Annotated in this window: 12 protein-coding genes; 2 read left to right on the top strand and 10 right to left on the bottom strand. The window is 67.1% G+C overall.

The window, feature by feature from the left end:
• Positions 1 to 7: 7 nt before the first annotated feature.
• The 3 genes from secA to addA form a co-directional block, all read right to left on the bottom strand.
• Positions 8 to 2,752, bottom strand: a complete 2,745-nt coding sequence (gene secA, locus NNY25_RS07225) for a preprotein translocase subunit SecA (protein ID WP_265570672.1) — start codon at positions 2,750 to 2,752, stop codon at positions 8 to 10.
• Between the two features lie 133 nt (positions 2,753 to 2,885).
• On the bottom strand, positions 2,886 to 3,206 hold the full coding sequence (gene trxA / locus NNY25_RS07220; protein WP_265570671.1) for a thioredoxin TrxA: 321 nt from the start codon (positions 3,204 to 3,206) through the stop codon (positions 2,886 to 2,888).
• Positions 3,207 to 3,265: 59 nt separating this feature from the next.
• Positions 3,266 to 6,646 (bottom strand): double-strand break repair helicase AddA, encoded by a 3,381-nt coding sequence (addA, locus tag NNY25_RS07215; protein ID WP_265570670.1) that lies wholly within the window; start codon positions 6,644 to 6,646, stop codon positions 3,266 to 3,268.
• Between the two features lie 83 nt (positions 6,647 to 6,729).
• Here addA and NNY25_RS07210 point away from each other — a divergent pair, with 83 nt between their 5' ends.
• Positions 6,730 to 6,870 carry a hypothetical protein gene (locus tag NNY25_RS07210; RefSeq protein ID WP_265570669.1) on the top strand — a complete coding sequence of 47 codons (141 nt, stop codon included), beginning with the start codon at positions 6,730 to 6,732 and terminating at the stop codon, positions 6,868 to 6,870.
• A 5-nt stretch (positions 6,871 to 6,875) separates the two neighbouring features.
• On the opposite strand, the gene addB is transcribed toward NNY25_RS07210, so the two are convergent.
• The 7 genes from addB to NNY25_RS07175 all read right to left on the bottom strand — a co-directional run bounded on the left by addB (position 6,876) and on the right by NNY25_RS07175 (position 16,418).
• On the bottom strand, positions 6,876 to 9,749 hold the full coding sequence (addB, locus tag NNY25_RS07205; protein WP_265570668.1) for a double-strand break repair protein AddB: 2,874 nt from the start codon (positions 9,747 to 9,749) through the stop codon (positions 6,876 to 6,878).
• On the bottom strand, positions 9,742 to 10,506 hold the full coding sequence (locus tag NNY25_RS07200) for a nucleotidyltransferase family protein (protein ID WP_265570667.1): 765 nt from the start codon (positions 10,504 to 10,506) through the stop codon (positions 9,742 to 9,744). Before NNY25_RS07200 ends, addB begins: the two co-directional genes overlap by 8 nt.
• Positions 10,503 to 11,492 carry an aminoglycoside phosphotransferase family protein gene (locus NNY25_RS07195; RefSeq protein ID WP_265571509.1) on the bottom strand — a complete coding sequence of 330 codons (990 nt, stop codon included), beginning with the start codon at positions 11,490 to 11,492 and terminating at the stop codon, positions 10,503 to 10,505. Before NNY25_RS07195 ends, NNY25_RS07200 begins: the two co-directional genes overlap by 4 nt.
• On the bottom strand, positions 11,489 to 11,920 hold the full coding sequence (tsaE, locus tag NNY25_RS07190; RefSeq protein ID WP_265570666.1) for a tRNA (adenosine(37)-N6)-threonylcarbamoyltransferase complex ATPase subunit type 1 TsaE: 432 nt from the start codon (positions 11,918 to 11,920) through the stop codon (positions 11,489 to 11,491). The genes NNY25_RS07195 and tsaE overlap by 4 nt, the downstream gene beginning before the upstream one ends.
• Positions 11,917 to 14,268 carry a sensor histidine kinase gene (locus NNY25_RS07185; protein WP_265571508.1) on the bottom strand — a complete coding sequence of 784 codons (2,352 nt, stop codon included), beginning with the start codon at positions 14,266 to 14,268 and terminating at the stop codon, positions 11,917 to 11,919. The genes tsaE and NNY25_RS07185 overlap by 4 nt, the downstream gene beginning before the upstream one ends.
• A 111-nt stretch (positions 14,269 to 14,379) precedes the next feature.
• Positions 14,380 to 15,765 carry an adenosylhomocysteinase gene (ahcY, locus tag NNY25_RS07180; protein ID WP_265570665.1) on the bottom strand — a complete coding sequence of 462 codons (1,386 nt, stop codon included), beginning with the start codon at positions 15,763 to 15,765 and terminating at the stop codon, positions 14,380 to 14,382.
• A gap of 92 nt (positions 15,766 to 15,857) precedes the next feature.
• Complete coding sequence (locus NNY25_RS07175; protein WP_265570664.1) at positions 15,858 to 16,418, bottom strand: YqgE/AlgH family protein; 561 nt, start codon at positions 16,416 to 16,418, stop codon at positions 15,858 to 15,860.
• A 98-nt stretch (positions 16,419 to 16,516) separates the two neighbouring features.
• On the opposite strand from NNY25_RS07175, the gene NNY25_RS07170 reads away from it, so the two are divergent.
• Positions 16,517 to 16,996 carry a peroxiredoxin gene (locus NNY25_RS07170; protein ID WP_265570663.1) on the top strand — a complete coding sequence of 160 codons (480 nt, stop codon included), beginning with the start codon at positions 16,517 to 16,519 and terminating at the stop codon, positions 16,994 to 16,996.
• Positions 16,997 to 17,061: the final 65 nt, after the last annotated feature.

Raw genomic sequence — 17,061 nt, 5'->3', positions numbered from 1 at the left:
TCAATCCTCAGACGAGAGCGCCGTGGCAATGCTTGTACTTGCGTCCCGAGCCACAAGGACACGGAGCGTTGCGGCTTTCGGGCGCGGGCATCGCGCCTTCGCGAAGCTTGTCTTCCGGCAATTCCGGTCGCGGAGTCTGGCGCGGCGGCAGGCTCGACAGGATCGCGCCGGTCTCGGCGTCGATGTCAGCGCTGTCGTCATCACCCGAGAAGGGGTCGATGTGCGAGGTGATGAAATCGGGCAGCGGCGGCGGAGGCGGCGGCGCGACGGGCGGCTCGACCTCGATGCGCGCACGCATCAGCGTGCGGGTCACTTCCTCGCGGATCGTCACCAGCAGTCGCTCGAACAGCATGAACGCTTCCTGCTTGTACTCGTCGATCGGCTTCTTCTGGGCATAGGACCTCAGGCCGATGGACTGGCGCAGGGCGTCGAGCGTCGCCAGATGTTCCTTCCAGTTATGGTCGATCGCCTGGAGCAGCACCGACTTTTCGGCATCCTGCCAGCGCGAATGTTCCAGCCCGTCGAGCTTCGCCTTCATTTGCTGGTCGCACAGGTCGGCGAGGCGCTGGACGAAGATCTCCTGGTCGACCTCCTCTTCCTCGGTCCACTGTTCGATCGGGACGTCCATGCCAAGCACGTCGGCGACACCTTCCTTGAGGCCGGCAATGTCCCACTGCTCGGGGAAACTCCCCGGCGGGCAGCTGTGGGTGACGAGGCCCGCAATCGTGTCGGCGCGCATGTCCTCGACCACGTCGGAGACATGGTCGGCGTCCATCACTTCCTCGCGCTGGGCGTAGATCACCTTGCGCTGGTCGTTCATGACGTCATCATATTCGACGACCTGCTTGCGGATGTCGTAGTTGCGCGCCTCGACCTTCTTCTGCGCGGTCTCGATCGCCTTGGAAATCCACGGGTGGGTGATCGCCTCCCCATCTTCCAGATTCTTGTTCATCAGGCGCGCGAAGGCGGTCTGCGGCCCGAAGATGCGGAGCAAATCGTCGTCAAGCGAGAGGTAGAAGCGCGACAGACCCGGATCGCCCTGGCGACCCGAACGGCCGCGCAGCTGGTTGTCGATGCGGCGGCTCTCGTGGCGCTCGGTGCCGAGCACGAACAGGCCGCCCAGTTCGCGGACCTTCTGGCGCTCGGCCTCGACCTCGGCCTTGATGCGCTCGATTGCGGCATCGCGCTGGGGGCCTTCTTCCATGTCGGCAAGCTCGTCGTCGACGCGGAACTCGACGTTGCCACCGAGCTGGATGTCGGTGCCGCGGCCGGCCATGTTGGTCGACACGGTGACCGCACCGATCCGGCCCGCCTGCGCGACGATATGCGCCTCGGTCTCGTGAAAACGCGCGTTCAGGACCTTGTGCTCGATCCCCTCCTGCTGGAGGAATTCGGACAGCATCTCGGACTTCTCGATCGAAACCGTGCCCACCAGCACGGGCTGACCGAGCTGCTGGCGATGCTTGATCTCTTTCGCAATAGCGGCGAACTTGTCCTTGATATTCTTGTAGAATTCATCGTCCTCGTCGACCCGCTGCACCTCGACATGGGTCGGGATCGAGGTGACGTGCATCTTGTAGATGTCGAAGAATTCGGGCGCCTCGGTGAGCGCGGTCCCCGTCATACCGGACAGCTTGGGGTACATGCGGAAATAGTTCTGGAAGGTGATCGAGGCGAGTGTCTGGTTCTCGGGCTGGATCTGGACGCCTTCCTTGGCTTCGACCGCCTGGTGGAGACCGTCGGACCAGCGGCGTCCGTCCATCATGCGGCCGGTGAACTCGTCGATGATGACGACCTTGTCGTCCTTGACGATGTAATCCGTGTCCTTCTTGAACTGGACGTTGGCCTTGAGCGCCTGATTGACGTGATGGACGACTTGCGTGTTGGCGACGTCGTAGAGGTTGCCGCCCTCGATCAACCCCTCGGCTTCGAGCAGGCGCTCGACCTTTTCGGTGCCTTCCTCGGTCAGGACGACGCTGCGCTGCTTCTCGTCCTGCTCGTAGTCGGCCGGCTCGAGCCGCTTCACGAGCAGATCGACCGCCGTGTAGAGGTCGGCCTTGTCGTCGGTCGGGCCGGAGATGATGAGCGGGGTGCGCGCCTCGTCGATCAGGATCGAATCGACCTCGTCGACGATCGCGAAATTGAAGGGCGGCTGCACCATCTGCTTGCGGCTCATCTTCATATTGTCGCGAAGATAGTCGAAGCCGAGTTCGTTGTTGGTCGCGTAGGTAATATCGGCGGCGTAGGCGTCGCGGCGCTGCTGATCCGACAGGTTGGGCACGATCGTGCCGACCGTCAGGCCCAAGAAGCGGTAGATCTGCCCCATCCACTCCGCGTCGCGGGTGGCGAGGTAATCGTTGACGGTGACGACGTGAACGCCCTTGCCGGGCAGCGCGTTGAGATAGGCTGCGAGCGTGGCGACCAGCGTCTTGCCCTCGCCCGTGCGCATCTCGGCGATCTCGCCGCGATGGAGCGCGATGCCGCCGATCATCTGGACGTCGTAGTGGCGCTGGCCGAGCGTGCGCTTGGCCGCCTCGCGGACGGTCGCGAAGGCTTCGGGAAGCAGGTCGTCGAGCGTCTCGCCGCCCTCGAGGCGTTCGCGGAACTTGCGGGTCTGGTCGGTCAGTTCTTCATCGGTCAGCGCCTCGATGGTCGGCTCGAAGGCGTTGATCCGGTCGACGATCCGCTGAAGCTTGGCGACATGGCGGTCGTTGGCCGAACCGAAAATGGACTTGGCAAGGTTGGCGAACATGAAATTTCCCTATGCGGCGCGGGCAAGGACAAGCGCTTCCATGCGCCCGCGCGCGTGAAAGACGGGGCGCGATGTAGGATCGCGCCCCCTCTTCGTCAATCGATTGCAGGCCCTTAGCGGCCCTCGAATCGGCTCAGAGCTGGCCTTCGAGCCACTCCTGGATCGCGCCGCGCGGGGCTGCACCGACCTTCTGCGCGACGGCCTCCCCGTTCTTGAAGAGAAGCATCGTGGGGATGCCGCGCACGCCATACTTGCCCGGAGTCTCCGGATTCTCATCGATGTTGATCTTGGCGATAGTCACCTTCTCGCCCAGAGCCTCGCTGATTTCCTCGAGCGCCGGCGCGATCATGCGACACGGACCACACCATTCGGCCCAGAAATCCACGAGGACGGGCTTGTCGGACGAGAGGACGTCGCTTTCGAAATTCTGGTCGGTGACGGCTTTGGTCGCCATGATGATCCTTTCAGCAAATATCGGTTCGCCAACGCATATGGGGGCGTTGCCGCTCCGGCTCAAGTCGGGACGGAAAGACTCTTGGGACCCGCGGTGTAGAGCAGGCGCGCTTCGACCGTCCGGCCCGGAAAGATGCGCCGGAGTGCTGCCGCATAGGCCTCCATCTGTGCAACGTGGGCGCGCGGCGCGTCCGTGATCGTTTGCGGAACGAACCGCCCGGTCTTGAAGTCGACGACGACGATCCGCTCCCCTGCGACCAGCAGCCGATCGGCAGTGCCGGCGATCACGCGCCCGTCCTCGAGCGTCGCCGCGATCGGTGCCTCGGCGAGCGAGTGCGGGCCGAACAGGTCGGCGAGCGCAGGATCCTCGATGACGGCCAGCGCGGCGTCGGCCATGTCCTCGCGCCGACCCGTCTCTTCGACTCCGGCGGAATGTTCGAGCCATGCCAGTGCCGCTTTTCGCCTGCTGTCCGGTGCAACGGGTGGGAGCCGCTCCAGCAGCGCATGGACGAGAATGCCGCGCCTGGCAGCGACGAGATCGTCAGGGCTCGGCGGCGGGAAAGTCTCGGTGTTCTCCCCGTCGATCGCCGAGGGTGCGAGCGGGCGCGGCGGGCGCGCTTCGGGCGGGGCGGCGCGGTCGAGCCAGTCGGGACGGCTCGGCGCATCGAGGTCGCGGCGAGCCTTGGCCTCCTTGCCCGCCTTGTGCCCGCCCTCGAGCATCAGCCCGCCCGCGCCCCACGGCGCGATGAGCGGATGGGCCCCGGCCGCCATCATCGCGCGGGTGACTACGGAAAGCCAGCTGTCGGCGGGCAGGTCCTTGCCACCCTTGGGCGCGGTTCCGGTCACGATCAGTCGCCGCGCCGCGCGGGTCAGGGCAACGTAAAGAAGACGCCAATGCTCTTGGCGCTCGGCCTCCTTGAGCCCGTCCATCGCCACGTCGAACGGCGGACAGCGCTCTTCCTTGCGCGGACGCACGAACGGGATTTCGCCGATCTCGGGCAAGGGCAATGTTACCTGCGTGCCCGTCATCCCCATCTTGGCGGGGTCGTAGGCTGCATCGGCAAGGATCACGACCGGGGCCTCGAGCCCCTTGGCGCCGTGGACGGTCATCACCCGGACCGCGTTGCCCGCCTCGCCCGCCTCGCGCTTGACCTCGACGTCGCTGCCCGAAAGCCAGTGGAGAAAGCGGTCGAGCGATCCCGTCTCGCTCGCCTCGAAATCGAGCGCCGAGGCGAGCAATTCGTCGATCGGGTCGCGCGCTTCCTCGCCGAGCCGCGCGAGCAATTTGCGCCGCCCCTGTAGCGGCCCCGACAATATACGTTCGAGATAGGCCGAGGGCGGGAGGTAGTCTGCCGCCGCAAGCAGTCCGGACAGGGCTGCATGGGCTTCCGAGAACTCCGCCTTGCGGTCGCGCAGCACGCGCCACAACGGGACTTTCCCTCTATTTTTCGCGAGATCGTAGAGCTGATCCTGGTCCCACCCGATCAGCGGCGAGGTCAGCAGGCAGGCGAGCGTCAAATCGTCATTGGGCTGCGAGGCGAAGGCCATCGCCGCGACGAGGTCGCGTACCGCGAGCGGACGCGACAGGAACAGGCGGTCGACGCCCGCCACCGGAACCTGCGCGCTGTAAAGACGCGCGACGATCAGCGAAGCGAGTTCGCTGCGCTTGCGCAGTAGGACGAGGATGTCGCCCGGCGGGACGGGCGCGGCCCCGCTTTGTCCATCGACCATCGCCTTGATCGCCCCGGCGAGCGCGTCGGCGAACTTGCGATCGCGCAGGTCCATCCAGCGCTCCTCGCCCTCGCTGTCGCCCTCTTCCTCGTCCTCGATCGCGAAGGCGGGCCACAGCTCTACACGGCCCTTGAGGTCGGTATCGGCGGCGACGTGGGGTGGTGGCGGCTCGGGCAGCCCCAGCGCGTCGTGCCCCAGTTCGGCGACGACCTGGTCGGTAAGCGCAAGGATCGGTGCGGCGGAACGATAGCTCTTGGCGATCGAGAGATCTGCGAAGGTGCGCGGCTCGTCCTCCTCGCCCGCAGCCTGCATGAGCGCTTCGGCCTTGCGTTTGAACTCCTCGCGCACGGCGAGAAACTGGTGCGGATCGGTGCCCTGGAACCCGTAGATCGCCTGCTTGAAGTCGCCGACCATGAACAGGGTGCGCCAGCGACCTTCGGCTTCGTCGAGCCCCGAGAAAAATTCGTCGACCATCGCGCGGATGATCGACCACTGGTCGGCATTGGTGTCCTGCGCCTCGTCCACGAGGACATGGTCGATGCGCGCGTCAAGCTTGTAGCGCACCCAGTCGCCGATCCCGTCCTGCGCGAGCAGCGCCTTGGTCCAGCGGATGAGGTCGTCGAAATCCGCGACCCCTGCCCCGCGCTTGGCCGCCGCATAAGCGCGCGCGAACCGCCTCCCGGCGCGCAGCCCCGCCGCCTGCGCCGCGACAAGCCCTGCACGCGCCATCATGCCTTGAAGCTCCGCACAGCGGTCGGCCAGCGCCTGCGCCGCCTCCTGGTCCTTCTGTGACTTGGCGGGGAGGCCTTCCTGCGTGACGACGCCCTTGGCCATTTCGGCAAGGCCCGCCATCCGCTCGCCGTGCGGCAGGTCGAGCCAGGCGGTCATCCGTTCGACGACCGCATCGCCCGTCTTGGTCCCCCAGTCGCGATTGACCGCGATCAGCCGTTCGCACAGCGCACGGTCGAAGCGGTCATCGTGACAGCATTCGGCGAGCCACGCGTCCAGATCGCCTTCGGGCAATCCGACTAGGTCGCGCAAGCTCCCTTCGATCTCTTCGTCGGCGGGCAAGCGGTCGAGCGCGTCGCCATGCCGTGCGGCGGCGCGCAGATAGTCCTGTGCGCCCTGTTCGCCGAGCCTCAGGCTCAGCGCCTTGAGGTCTTCGAGGAACTGCCGGTCGGCGGGAAGCGGGGAAGAGGCCGCGTCCGACGCCACGTCGGCCAGTGTGCGGCGCACCAGATCCTCCTCGCCGCGTTCGTCGAGCGGTTCCAGCCCCGAGGCAATCCCCGCTTCCGCCGGGAAGGCCGAAAGGAGCATTTGCGAGAAGGCATGCACCGTCTGGATGCGAAGGCCGCCCGGCGCCTCAAGCACGGCCGCAAACAGGCGCCGCGCCCGCTCGCGCGTCGGCGCATCGTGGGGTTCGCCGAGTGCCGTCAGTTCTATGTCCAGCTTGGCATCGCTCAGCCGCGCCCAGCTCGCGAGACGCATGCCGATGCGGTTGGCCATTTCGGCGGCCGCCGCCTTGGTGAAGGTCACGCACAGGATCGATTCCGGCGCCACCCCGCCCAGCAGCAGCCGCAGCACGCGCGAGGTGAGCACGTGGGTCTTGCCCGTTCCCGCCGACGCCGACAGCGCGGCGTGGATCTCAGGATCGGTCGCGAGCGCCTGGTTCCCTTCGAGGGTCGGCAACTGCTTCCAGCGGCGGCTCATCGCATCGTCTCCGGCTGGGGGGTTGCGCGGGCGGCAAAGCGGGCTACATCGCCCTTCACCCCACCGATTTCACGAGGACGACGATGAGCGACGACGCCAAGAAGGACCGCAACGCAAAGCTGAAGAAGGCTGGCGTGGCCGTCGGGATCGGCTCGGCAGCGATCGCGGCGGCCCTGCTCTACGCCAATCGTCGCAAGAAGCCCGGCGCCAAGAAGGACGACTGACCCGTTCACGAGCGCCCGTACCATTCTTCGAGGCGCATCAGCTGGTCATAGTCGCCATAAGGCGCATAGGCCGGGTTGAGTTTCGCCGTGAACGGTGCGCCGCCGGTCAGGTATTTCTCCGCAAGCTCGATGAAATGGTGCGCGGCTTCGTCGAGGAAGCCCTGCGGATCCTTGTCGTCGGCAAGCGCGCGAAATCCGATCCTTCCGTAGCGCTTGGCGAGCGACCAATATTCATGCGCCTGCGGGCTGCCCTTCACGAACCCGCCGGCCTCTGCAATCAGTCCCAATAGTCCCAACTGGAGCGCAAACCCGCCGCGGATCGCCTCCATCTTGGGTGGCTGGCCGGTCTTGTAATCGATGATCGCTAGCCCGCCGCCCGGCAGCGTATCGATGCGGTCGACTTTGCCCTTCAAAGTCACCCCGCCGATCGAGCGCTCGCCGATCATCTCGGCCGCCATAGGCTCGCGGCCCTTCGCGCGGTCCTCCTCCACCTGTTCCTTGATCCAGCCGATCGCTTCGACGAGCCGCGGCTCCCATAAGGCGCGCAACATCGGGTGCAGCGCCTGGTCGGCGAGCAGTTCCTCGACCCGCGCATCCAGCCGCGCCGGGTCGCACCCGTCTTCCTTGAGCCAGCGCTCGAGCACGTCGTGCACCGCGGTGCCCTTCCACGCGGCATGGTGGTCGCTATCGACCGGATCGAGGCTGCGCAGCCCGAGCATCGCCTTGGCGTAGAAGGCGAAGGGATCGCCTTTCAGGCGGTCGACCTCGGTTACCCAGATCGTGCGCGGACGCTCGCTCGCGGGGGGCGCGGGCTCGGGGCGCCCGACGGGCTTGAACTTGGCAGGCGTGTCGATCGCGGCGGCGAGCCGTTCGATGCGATGCTCGCGCGCAAGCCCTCCGGTCATCGCCTGCAGGCGGAGCCAGAAGCGCGAGGCGACCGTCGGCGCGCGCCCGTCGCGCAGCGCCCGGGTCAGGAGGACGCGCGGGGCGCCGAGCGCGCTGATGAAGTCGTGCGCCGACAGTCCGGTCCGATAATCGAGTCCCGGGAGCCCGAGATCGTGGCGTAGGCGCGGTGCGAGCCACGGATCCGGACTGGCCGACGGCGGCCAATTGCCCTCGTTGAGCCCGCCCAAGATCATCAGGTCGGCCTGCTGTAGGCGCGCTTCGAGCAAGCCCCAGATCGAGATGCGCGGATGGCCGCCATAAGGAGGGCGCACAGACAGGCCCGCCATGCGATCGCGCCAGAGCGCGGCGAGGTCGCGCCGCTCGACCGTGATGCGCGCGGCGTCCTGCGCCTGTTCGATTTCGGCGACGAGTTGCCCGAGATCGCGGCCGGCCGGTCCGCGCCAAGCATTCTCGCCCGCCAGCAATTCGAGCGCCTCGCGCAGTGCCTTGGCACTTGCCGAGAGACTCGCTTCCTCGGGAAACAGGGCCGCAACCTGCTCCAGCAGCGGGCGTACGCGCTGCCACGCGTCGAGATCGCCGAAATGGCGGTCGAGCCCCTCGAGCCCCTCGCCCGGCCTCGGCCCGCGCAGCTTCAGGTCGAGCGCGCGGGCATCGCGCAGCCAGTTCCCGCGCGCCTCGCCCTCGCCGCCGACCAGCGGATGCTTGAGCAGCGCCAGCACCGGGACCGGCGCGAAATTCTCGGCCACGGTTTCGAGAAGGCCCAGCGCCAATGTCCCGACCGGCGTCGCGACCAGCGGCGTACCGGCGCTGTCGTCGGCGTCGATGTCCCAGCGTTCGAGCAGCGCCGACACGCGCTTGGCGAGCCCGCGATCGGGCGTCACCAGCGCCGCCGTGCGTTCGGGCGTCTCGACCGCCTCGCGCAGCGCGATCGCGATGGCCATGGCTTCGGCCGCGGGATCGGCCAGTTCCATCGCCTTGACGCCCGTCAGGCGCCGCTCGGGAGGCGCGAGCTCGACCCATTTGTGGGTGAAATCCGCTCCCGCCATCGCGTGCGCGACTGCCCGCGCGCGCACGGCAGGTGCGGCCGCGAGCCCGCCAGCCTTCCACGCCGTGACTTCCTCGCGCGCGACGCCCATCCGGTCGAGCAGCAGGCGCAGGTGGTATTGCGGGTGGGTCAGCGCGGGCCGCCCCTTTTCGGGGATCAGCGCGTCCCATTCCTCGGCAGGCATCTCGCGCGCCATGGCGAGCGCCGGGAGGATGACTTCGCCTTGTGGAAGCCGGGCGACCGTCGCCAGCAGACCCGCCACTGCGGGCGCGGTCGTGGTGATGCCCGCCGCGATCGTGAAGCCGTCGGGCGGCGCGGTCGTCCAGCGCTCCGACAGGCGGCCCAGCAGGCGATTGCGTCGTTCCGCGAGGCTGATGCGCCCCATCGCTTCCAGCTCGGCGGGCCAGCGATCGAAGACGAGGGCGAGCTGGTCGAGCAATTTCTGCCAGTACGCGTCGAGTTCGGGCGCGTCTGCGGCGAGCTGGCGCACCTGGCGCGGCGTTACCCCTTCGATTTCGAGCTGGTCGAGCGTGCGCCCGAGTTCGCCAGCCTGACGGATCGCCTCGACCGGTGCCCTCCCTCCCTCGATCAGCATCGCGGCGAGCTTGAGGTCGCGTTCGACCGGCGCGACCGCGGGGGCAAGCGGGTCGGTCGCATCGGCCGGGTCGAGCGCCGCCCCGATCCGCTCGTCGAGATCGGGATCGCCGATCGGGACCAGCCTCGGCAGCAGCAGCCCGTCGCCCGAGGCGCGCACGAAGGCGTCGCGCACCGTGCGCACCGCGCGGTTGGTGGGCAGGAGAATGCGCCCGCGCGCCAGCCCCATCGGGTCCCTGGAAAAGCGCCGCAGCAGTCCTGCGGCGAGCGCGTCGGCAAAGCTGCGATGCGCAGCGATCGAGGAGACGGTGGGTCGGCCCTCGGGCCTACTCATCGCGCAGCACGGCCTCGGTATCGAGGATCGATTGCGGGCGTCCGACGTCGAACCAGAGGCCCTGGTGAACGGTTCCGTAAAGCCGCCCTTCCTCGATCGCGCGGTCCCACAGGACGTTGGTCGAGAAGGGCCCGTCGGGCGCGTCGCGCAACAGCCGCTTGGAGACGATCTGGATGCCGGTGAAGACGTAGGGCGCGATCTTGTTGCGCCCGCGGCGGCTCACCCGACCCTTGGTGTCGAGATGGAAGTCGCCGCGCCCGGCATGGTTGAACGCGCGCGCGTGCGGAACGAGGAGCAGGAGCGCGTCCATCGCTTTTTCGTCCCAATGCGCGGCGAGCAGCTTCAGGCTGTCGCTCGGCCCGTCGAGCCAGAAATTGTCGCTGTTGACCGAAATGAACGGATCGCTCTCGATCAGTGGAAGCGCCTTCTTGAGGCCCCCGCCTGTCTCCAGCAGCAGGTCGCGCTCGTCAGACACCGAAATGTCGAGCCCCTCGACCGTCTCAAGGTGTCCCTCGAGCGCATCGGGAAGATAATGGACGTTGACTACGGCCTGCCCGACACCGGCCGCGCGCAGCCGGTCGAAGACATGGTCGATCATTGGCTTGCCCGCGAGGTCGACCAGCGGCTTGGGCCGCGTGACCGTGAGCGGGCGCATGCGCTTGCCGAGCCCGGCCGCCATGACCATCGCGCTCCTGGGCACTTCGGCCTTGACGCCGGGACGCAGCGAAAGCGCCCGCTTGCGATTGGCGGCGCTCATGCCTCGTCTTTCCATGCGGCGGCACGCTGCGCCTCGGGGACATGGGCTTCGAACCAGTCTGCGACCGGAGCGACCGCGGGATGCGCGAGATTGCGTTCGAGCAGCCCCCACACACGCGGCTGCAGCGAAAGGTAATGCGGCTTACCGTCGCGCTTCCACAGACGGGTGAAGATGCCGAGGATCTTGGTGTTCCGCTGCGCGCCGAGCAGCTGGTAGTCGGCCTCGAACGTCTCGCGGTCCGCAATCGCGGCCTTGTCCATGTAGCGGTCGAGCATCGCGCGTTCGAGCGCGGGCGAGACGTCGCGCCGCGCATCCTGGAGCAGAGACACAAGATCGTAGGCCGGGTGGCCGGCAAGCGCGTCCTGGAAGTCGAGCAGCCCCAGCCCACCCTCGTCGAGCAACATCAAATTGTCGGCGTGATAGTCGCGCAGTACCAGCACCGGATGCGCCGCGGAGCGCGCTAGGACGCCCGGCCAAGCCGCTCTCCACGCTTCCAGATAGGCCTCGGCCGCGACCGGCGGCATCTCGACCGCGTCGGCATACCAGTCGGGAAACAGCATCACCTCGCGCACCAGCGCTTCCTCGTCATAGGGCGCGAGGCCCTGCGGAAGCGGCTTCTTGCCGAGCGCGACGAGCGTATCGACCGCGGCCTCGTAGATGGCGCGCTCCTCGCCCGCATCCTCGGCCAGCACCGGTCCGACGCGGCGGTCGCCGAAATCCTCGAGCAGCAACAGCCCCTTCTCGAGATCGCGCGCGAGGATGCGCGGCGCGCGCAACCCCTGCGCATCGAGATGTTCGGCGATGGCGATGAAGGGACGCGAATCTTCATGTTCGGGCGGTGCGTCCATCAGCACCGCGCGACCGTGGGCCGGGTGGTCGACACGGAAATACCGGCGAAAGCTCGCATCGCCAGCCAGCGGCGAGACGGCGGCATCGCCCCAGCCTGCCGCAGCGAGGAAAACAGGGGTGGATTCGGGTGGGATCATCGGGGAGGCCATCGGGTCTTCCAACCGGGCGGCACATGGGCTGTCAAGCGCCGCGCGCCGAGTGCCTCGTCGATTGCGATTTCCAGTTGCAGCGCATGGTCCCACCGGCCCGCCATTTCCGGCCATTCGACGAGCAGGACACTGTCCTCGGTCGCATCGAGGCCGAGTTCCTCAAGCTCGGACGGATCCTCGAGCCGGTAAAGGTCGACGTGCCAGACCGGCAGATCGAGATGATCGTAGGGCTGGACGATCGCGAAACTCGGGCTCGGCACCTCGCCCTCATGCCCGAGCGCTTCGATCAGCCCGCGCGCGAAACTCGTCTTTCCAGCGCCCAGCGGCCCCTGCAGGGTGATGACGTCGCCGGGCTGGAGCAGCCGCGCCACCTTCGCGCCCAGCGCACGGGTTTCGGCTTCATCGGCCAGTTTCACGCGGCGGTTCCGCGCGGAATGTGCAACGTCACCATCGTACCCTCGCCCGGCGTGGAAACGAGGTCGACCGTGCCGCCATGCGCCTCGACGAACTGGCGGGTCAGCGGCAAGCCGAGCCCCAGCGCTGTCTCGCCGCGCGTGGGATGATCGGCGGCCTTGTGGAAGCGGTCGAACACGCGCGCCTGCTCCCCGGCATCGATCCCGGGACCGTCATCGGCGACGCTGACCTCCACTTCGTTTTCGCTCCCGCGCGTGCGCAGCGCGATGGTCGCGCCCTCTCCCGCATAGGCGATGGAATTGCGCAGCAAGTGGTCGACCGCCTCGCGCAGGCGCTTGTCGTCGCCGATCACGACGCCCGTGTCCTCGGCGATATCGACTTCGATCGACTGGCCCTTCTCGCGCGCGCCCTTCTCGGCCGACGACAAGGCGGCGCGGCACAGGCCCGCCATGTCGACCCTCTCGCGGTCGATCGACAGCCCGCCTTCCTCGGTGCGTGTGAGGTCGAGCACGTTGTCGATCAGCCGCGACAGGCGCTCGACCGATTCCAGGATCGCGCCGACATAGTCCTTGGCGGACGGCGCAAGATCGCCCGCATAGCCTTGTTCGAGCATCTCGGCGAACCCGCCGATCGAGGTCAGCGGCGTGCGCAATTCGTAGCTCATGTTTGCGACGAAGTCGGTCTTGACCTTGTCGGCTTCCTCGAGCGCGTGCGCACGTTCGCGCAGCGCCGCCTGGATGCGCGTGCTGTCGGTGACGTCGATCAGCGTGAACAGCGCATTGCCGTCGGGTAGCGGGACCGCGGCGAAGGCGAAGGTGCGCCCGTCGGCGAAATCGATCCTCCCCTCGCTTTCCTTGCGCCCGCTGGTGGTCGAACGGACGAGTTCGCGAATCTGCCCGGCATCCTCGGGATTCTTGAGCGTCTTGGCCATCAGCGGCACCAGCTCGTCGACGCGCGGATGCTCGCTCAGCCACGCCTCGTCCAGCTCCCACAGGTCGACGAACAGCCGGTTCCACAGATAGAGCCGCCCGTCCGAGGCGAACACGCTGATGACTTCGAACAGATTGTCGAACGTCGCCGTGCGCACGCGCAGCAGCGTGTCGCGGGCCGAGGCGAGCCGAACCTGTTCGGTGCGGTCCTCGAGAATCACGCGCAGTCCGCCGTCGGGCAGCGGCTGGCCGACCACGCGCAGGTGATCGCCATTGGCGAGGATCCAGTCCTCCTCGATCATCTCCTCGGTGGCGGTGAACCAGGCGCGCCGCTCGGTCTTCCACGCGGGGAAGTCGCGCACTTCCGGGGTGCGGCCCTCCTCACGCATCTGTTCAATCACGCGATCGAACTCGGGCCGCTGGTCGAGCTCTTCCATGTCGATCCCGGCCATCGCCGCGAAGGGACGGTTGTAGAAAGACAGGCGCCGGTCGGCATCGAACTGAGCCGCACCGGCGGCCATGCGATCCGACAAGTCGCGTTGGGACTGGATGTATTGCGACAGTTCGAACCGCGCGTCCTCGAGGTCCTGGACGTCGAGCGCGAACCCCGCGACCGCGCCCGAGGCCAGCGGGACATCGACGATCTTGAGCATGCGCCGCTCGCCGCCCAGCGTCGCGGGCTGCGTGCGCACGTAGGGCTTGCCGTTTTCGAGCGCGGTGACCGCCCCGGCGCGGGCGCTCTCGTCGCCTGCCCCGTCGATCAGCTCCGCCCCGCGCGCGATGACGTCGGCAGCCGTATCGGCCTCGACCGCCGCCACGAACGCCGCGTTGACGAGACCCAGCGCAAGGTCGGGCCCGCGATACCACATCGGAAAAGGCGCGCTCTCGATCAGCTGGGTCAGACTGTCGAGAGCGTTTTCGGTCTGCTCGAGCCGCGAGGCGAGCCGGCGGCGCTGCTCCTCCGCCTGACTCGCGTCGGCGAACCAGAGGAGCATCGTGCCCTCGCGGGCGGGACGCGGCGCCAGCATGCCGGTCACTTCGAACACGCGCTTGGGTCGCTCGGCGATCACGTGGGTCGTCATCGGTTCGCCCGACAGGCGCGCTTCCTCGATCAGCGTCTCGAGTTCGTCCGTGTCCTCGCGTGACACGCCCGCGCCCGCAGCGATTTCGCGAATGGTCTTAGGGCGGCCTTCGACGCCGAGCATGCGCACCAGCGTGTCGTCGACCTCGATCGCGCCCGACGGGTCAACGATGAGAGGACGGACCGGGGCCGCAGCGAGGAGACCCGCGAGCGAGCGAGCGGCTTCGACCAGCTTGTTGGCCCTCGAGATGCGGCGTCCCGAGACGACCAGCAAGGCCGCCGCCACTGCCACCCAGACCGCCGCGATGAGCAGCGTGATCGAGGTCGTGTCCGCCTGCATCACCGCTTGCCCGCTCTACCCATCACGCCAACGGTCATAATGAGGGCAAAAGAAAAGCGGAAGCGGAGATATCCCGCTCCCGCTCGCCTTTTTCGACCCCTCGATGAGAGATCAATAGCGGTAATGCTCGGGCTTGTACGGCCCCTCGGTCGAAACGCCGATATAATCGGCCTGCTCCTGCGACAGCTTCGACAGTTCGACGTTGAGCTTCTCAAGGTGCAGCTTGGCGACCTTCTCGTCGAGATGCTTGGGCAGCACGTGGACCGTGTTGTCATACTTGTCGGCTTGGCGGAACAGTTCGATCTGGGCGAGCACCTGGTTGGTGAAGCTCGCGCTCATCACGAAGCTGGGGTGGCCGGTCGCATTGCCGAGGTTGAGCAGGCGTCCCTTCGAGAGAAGGATAATGCGCTTGCCGTCGGGTTTCTCGATCAGGTCGACCTGCGGCTTGACCTCGGTCCACTTGAAATTCTCGAGCGCCTCGACCTGGATCTCGTTGTCGAAGTGGCCGATATTGCCGACGATCGCCATGTCCTTCATCGCGCGCACGTGATCGACGGTGATGACGTCCTTGTTGCCCGTGGTGGTGACGAAGATGTCGGCGCGCGGCGCGGCCTGTTCCATCGTCACGACCTCGAACCCGTCCATCGCCGCCTGCAGCGCGCAGATCGGATCGATCTCGGTCACGATGACGCGCGCGCCGGCACCGCGCAGCGAGGCAGCCGAACCCTTGCCGACATCGCCGTAGCCCGCGACACAGGCGACCTTGCCGGCCATCATCACGTCGGTACCGCGGCGGATGCCGTCGACGAGGCTTTCCTTGCAGCCATACTTGTTGTCGAACTTCGACTTGGTGACGCTGTCGTTGACGTTGATCGCCGGGAAGGGAAGCTTGCCCTGCTTGGCGAGCTGGTAGAGACGGTTGACGCCCGTCGTGGTCTCTTCGGAAACGCCCTTGATGCTCTTCACCGTCTCGGTGAGGTAGCCCGGCTTGGCGGCGATGAATTCCTTGAGTGCGCGCTGGAACTCGCGCTCTTCCTCGTTGGTCGGCGCGGGCAGGCTTTCGCCCGCCTCGATACGCGCGCCCCACAGCGCGAACATGGTGGCATCGCCGCCATCATCGAGGATCATGTTGCAGGGCGTGTCGCCCCAGTCGAAGATCTTGCCGACATAGTCCCAATATTCACCCAAGGTCTCGCCCTTGACCGCGAACACCGGGATGCCCTGGTCGGCGATCGCGGCGGCGGCATGATCCTGCGTCGAGAAGATATTGCAGCTCGCCCAGCGCACTTCAGCGCCGAGCGCGACCAGCGTCTCGATGAGGACCGCGGTCTGGATGGTCATGTGGAGCGACCCGGTGATGCGCGCACCCTTCAAGGGCTGCGAGGCCGCATATTCCTCGCGCGTGGCCATCAGGCCCGGCATCTCGGTCTCGGCAATCGTAATTTCGGTGCGGCCATATTCCGCCAGCCCGATGTCCTTGATGATATAGTCGCTCACCGCTCGTCCACTCCGTTGGGAAAGTTGGTCGGGCCGGTCGGCCCTTGTTCGTCCCGCGCGCCCTAGCCGACTGCGCGGTGCGGCGCAAACCTTCAGGCCGCGCCCGTCTCCCCCACCAGCAGCGCGGGATCGATTCCCTGGGCCTTGAAGGCGGCGGTCCAGCGCGCGTCCGCGTCGAGGTCGAACAGGAGCGCCTCGCTCGACGGGGCCGCGAACCAGCCATGGTGGGTCAGTTCTTCCTCGAGCTGTCCGCCGTCCCACCCGGCATAGCCGAGGCTGACGATGTAGCGGCTCGGCCCGCGCCCTTCGGCGATCGCGCGAAGCACATCCTGCGTCCCCGTCAGCGCGCACCGTCCGGCGACATCCACCGTGTCCTGTCCCGACCAGTCGTTCGAATGGAGCACGAAGCCGCGCCCCGGCTCGACCGGACCGCCATGATGGATCGGTGCAGGCGGCGCTTCGCCCGGGTCGATCTCGAGCTGCTTGAGCAGATCGCGCAAGGTCAACCCCGCGCGCACCTGCCCGATGCCGACCCCGATCGCACCGTCCTCGTCATGCGCGGCCATCAGGATCACCGCATGCTCGAAGCGGGGATCGCCCATGCCAGGCATGGCGAGCAGCAGCTGGCCGGTGAGGTAGCGCGGTTGATCCATCCTTGTCCTTCTCGCAATCGGAACCCATGTGACGCAAGCCTGTTGGCTCAACGAAGGGGGCGCGCCACCGCTCCCCCACCCCTAGGAGATATTCGATCATGCCCATTTCAGTCGGCGACAAGATCCCGGACGTGACCGTGATGATGGCGACCCCCGAAGGCCCCGTGCCGGTCAACACCGGCAGCTTCTTTGCGGGCAAGACCGTCGCGCTGTTCGCGGTCCCCGGCGCCTACACGCCGACCTGTTCGGTCAAGCATTTGCCCGGCTATGTCGAGAAAGCGGACGAGCTCAAGGCCAAGGGCGTCGACGAGATCGCCGTGACCGCGGTCAACGACGCGTTCGTGATGGGCAGCTGGAACCGCGACCAGGGGTCGTCGGACATCACCGCGCTGGCCGACGGCAACGGCGCCTTCGCCGAAGCGCTCGGCCTCACCATGGACGCCTCCAAATTTGGCATGGGCCAGCGTTCGCAGCGTTATTCGATGATCGTCGAGGACGGGGTGGTGAAGTCGCTCAACGTCGAGGAACCGGGCGACTTCTCGGTCTCGGGCGCCGATACGCTACTGTCCCAGCTCTGACTCCAAGCCGAAGCGACCCTCGTATTGCGACGAAGCGAGGGTCGCTCCGGCGGCTCGTGCGTTGG

The sequence above is a fragment of the Sphingomicrobium nitratireducens genome, assembly GCF_026157035.1.
In the GTDB taxonomy this organism is placed as follows: domain Bacteria; phylum Pseudomonadota; class Alphaproteobacteria; order Sphingomonadales; family Sphingomonadaceae; genus Sphingomicrobium; species Sphingomicrobium nitratireducens.
Note: the sequence above shows the minus strand (reverse complement) of the source record. Positions and strands in the feature narration are given on the sequence as shown.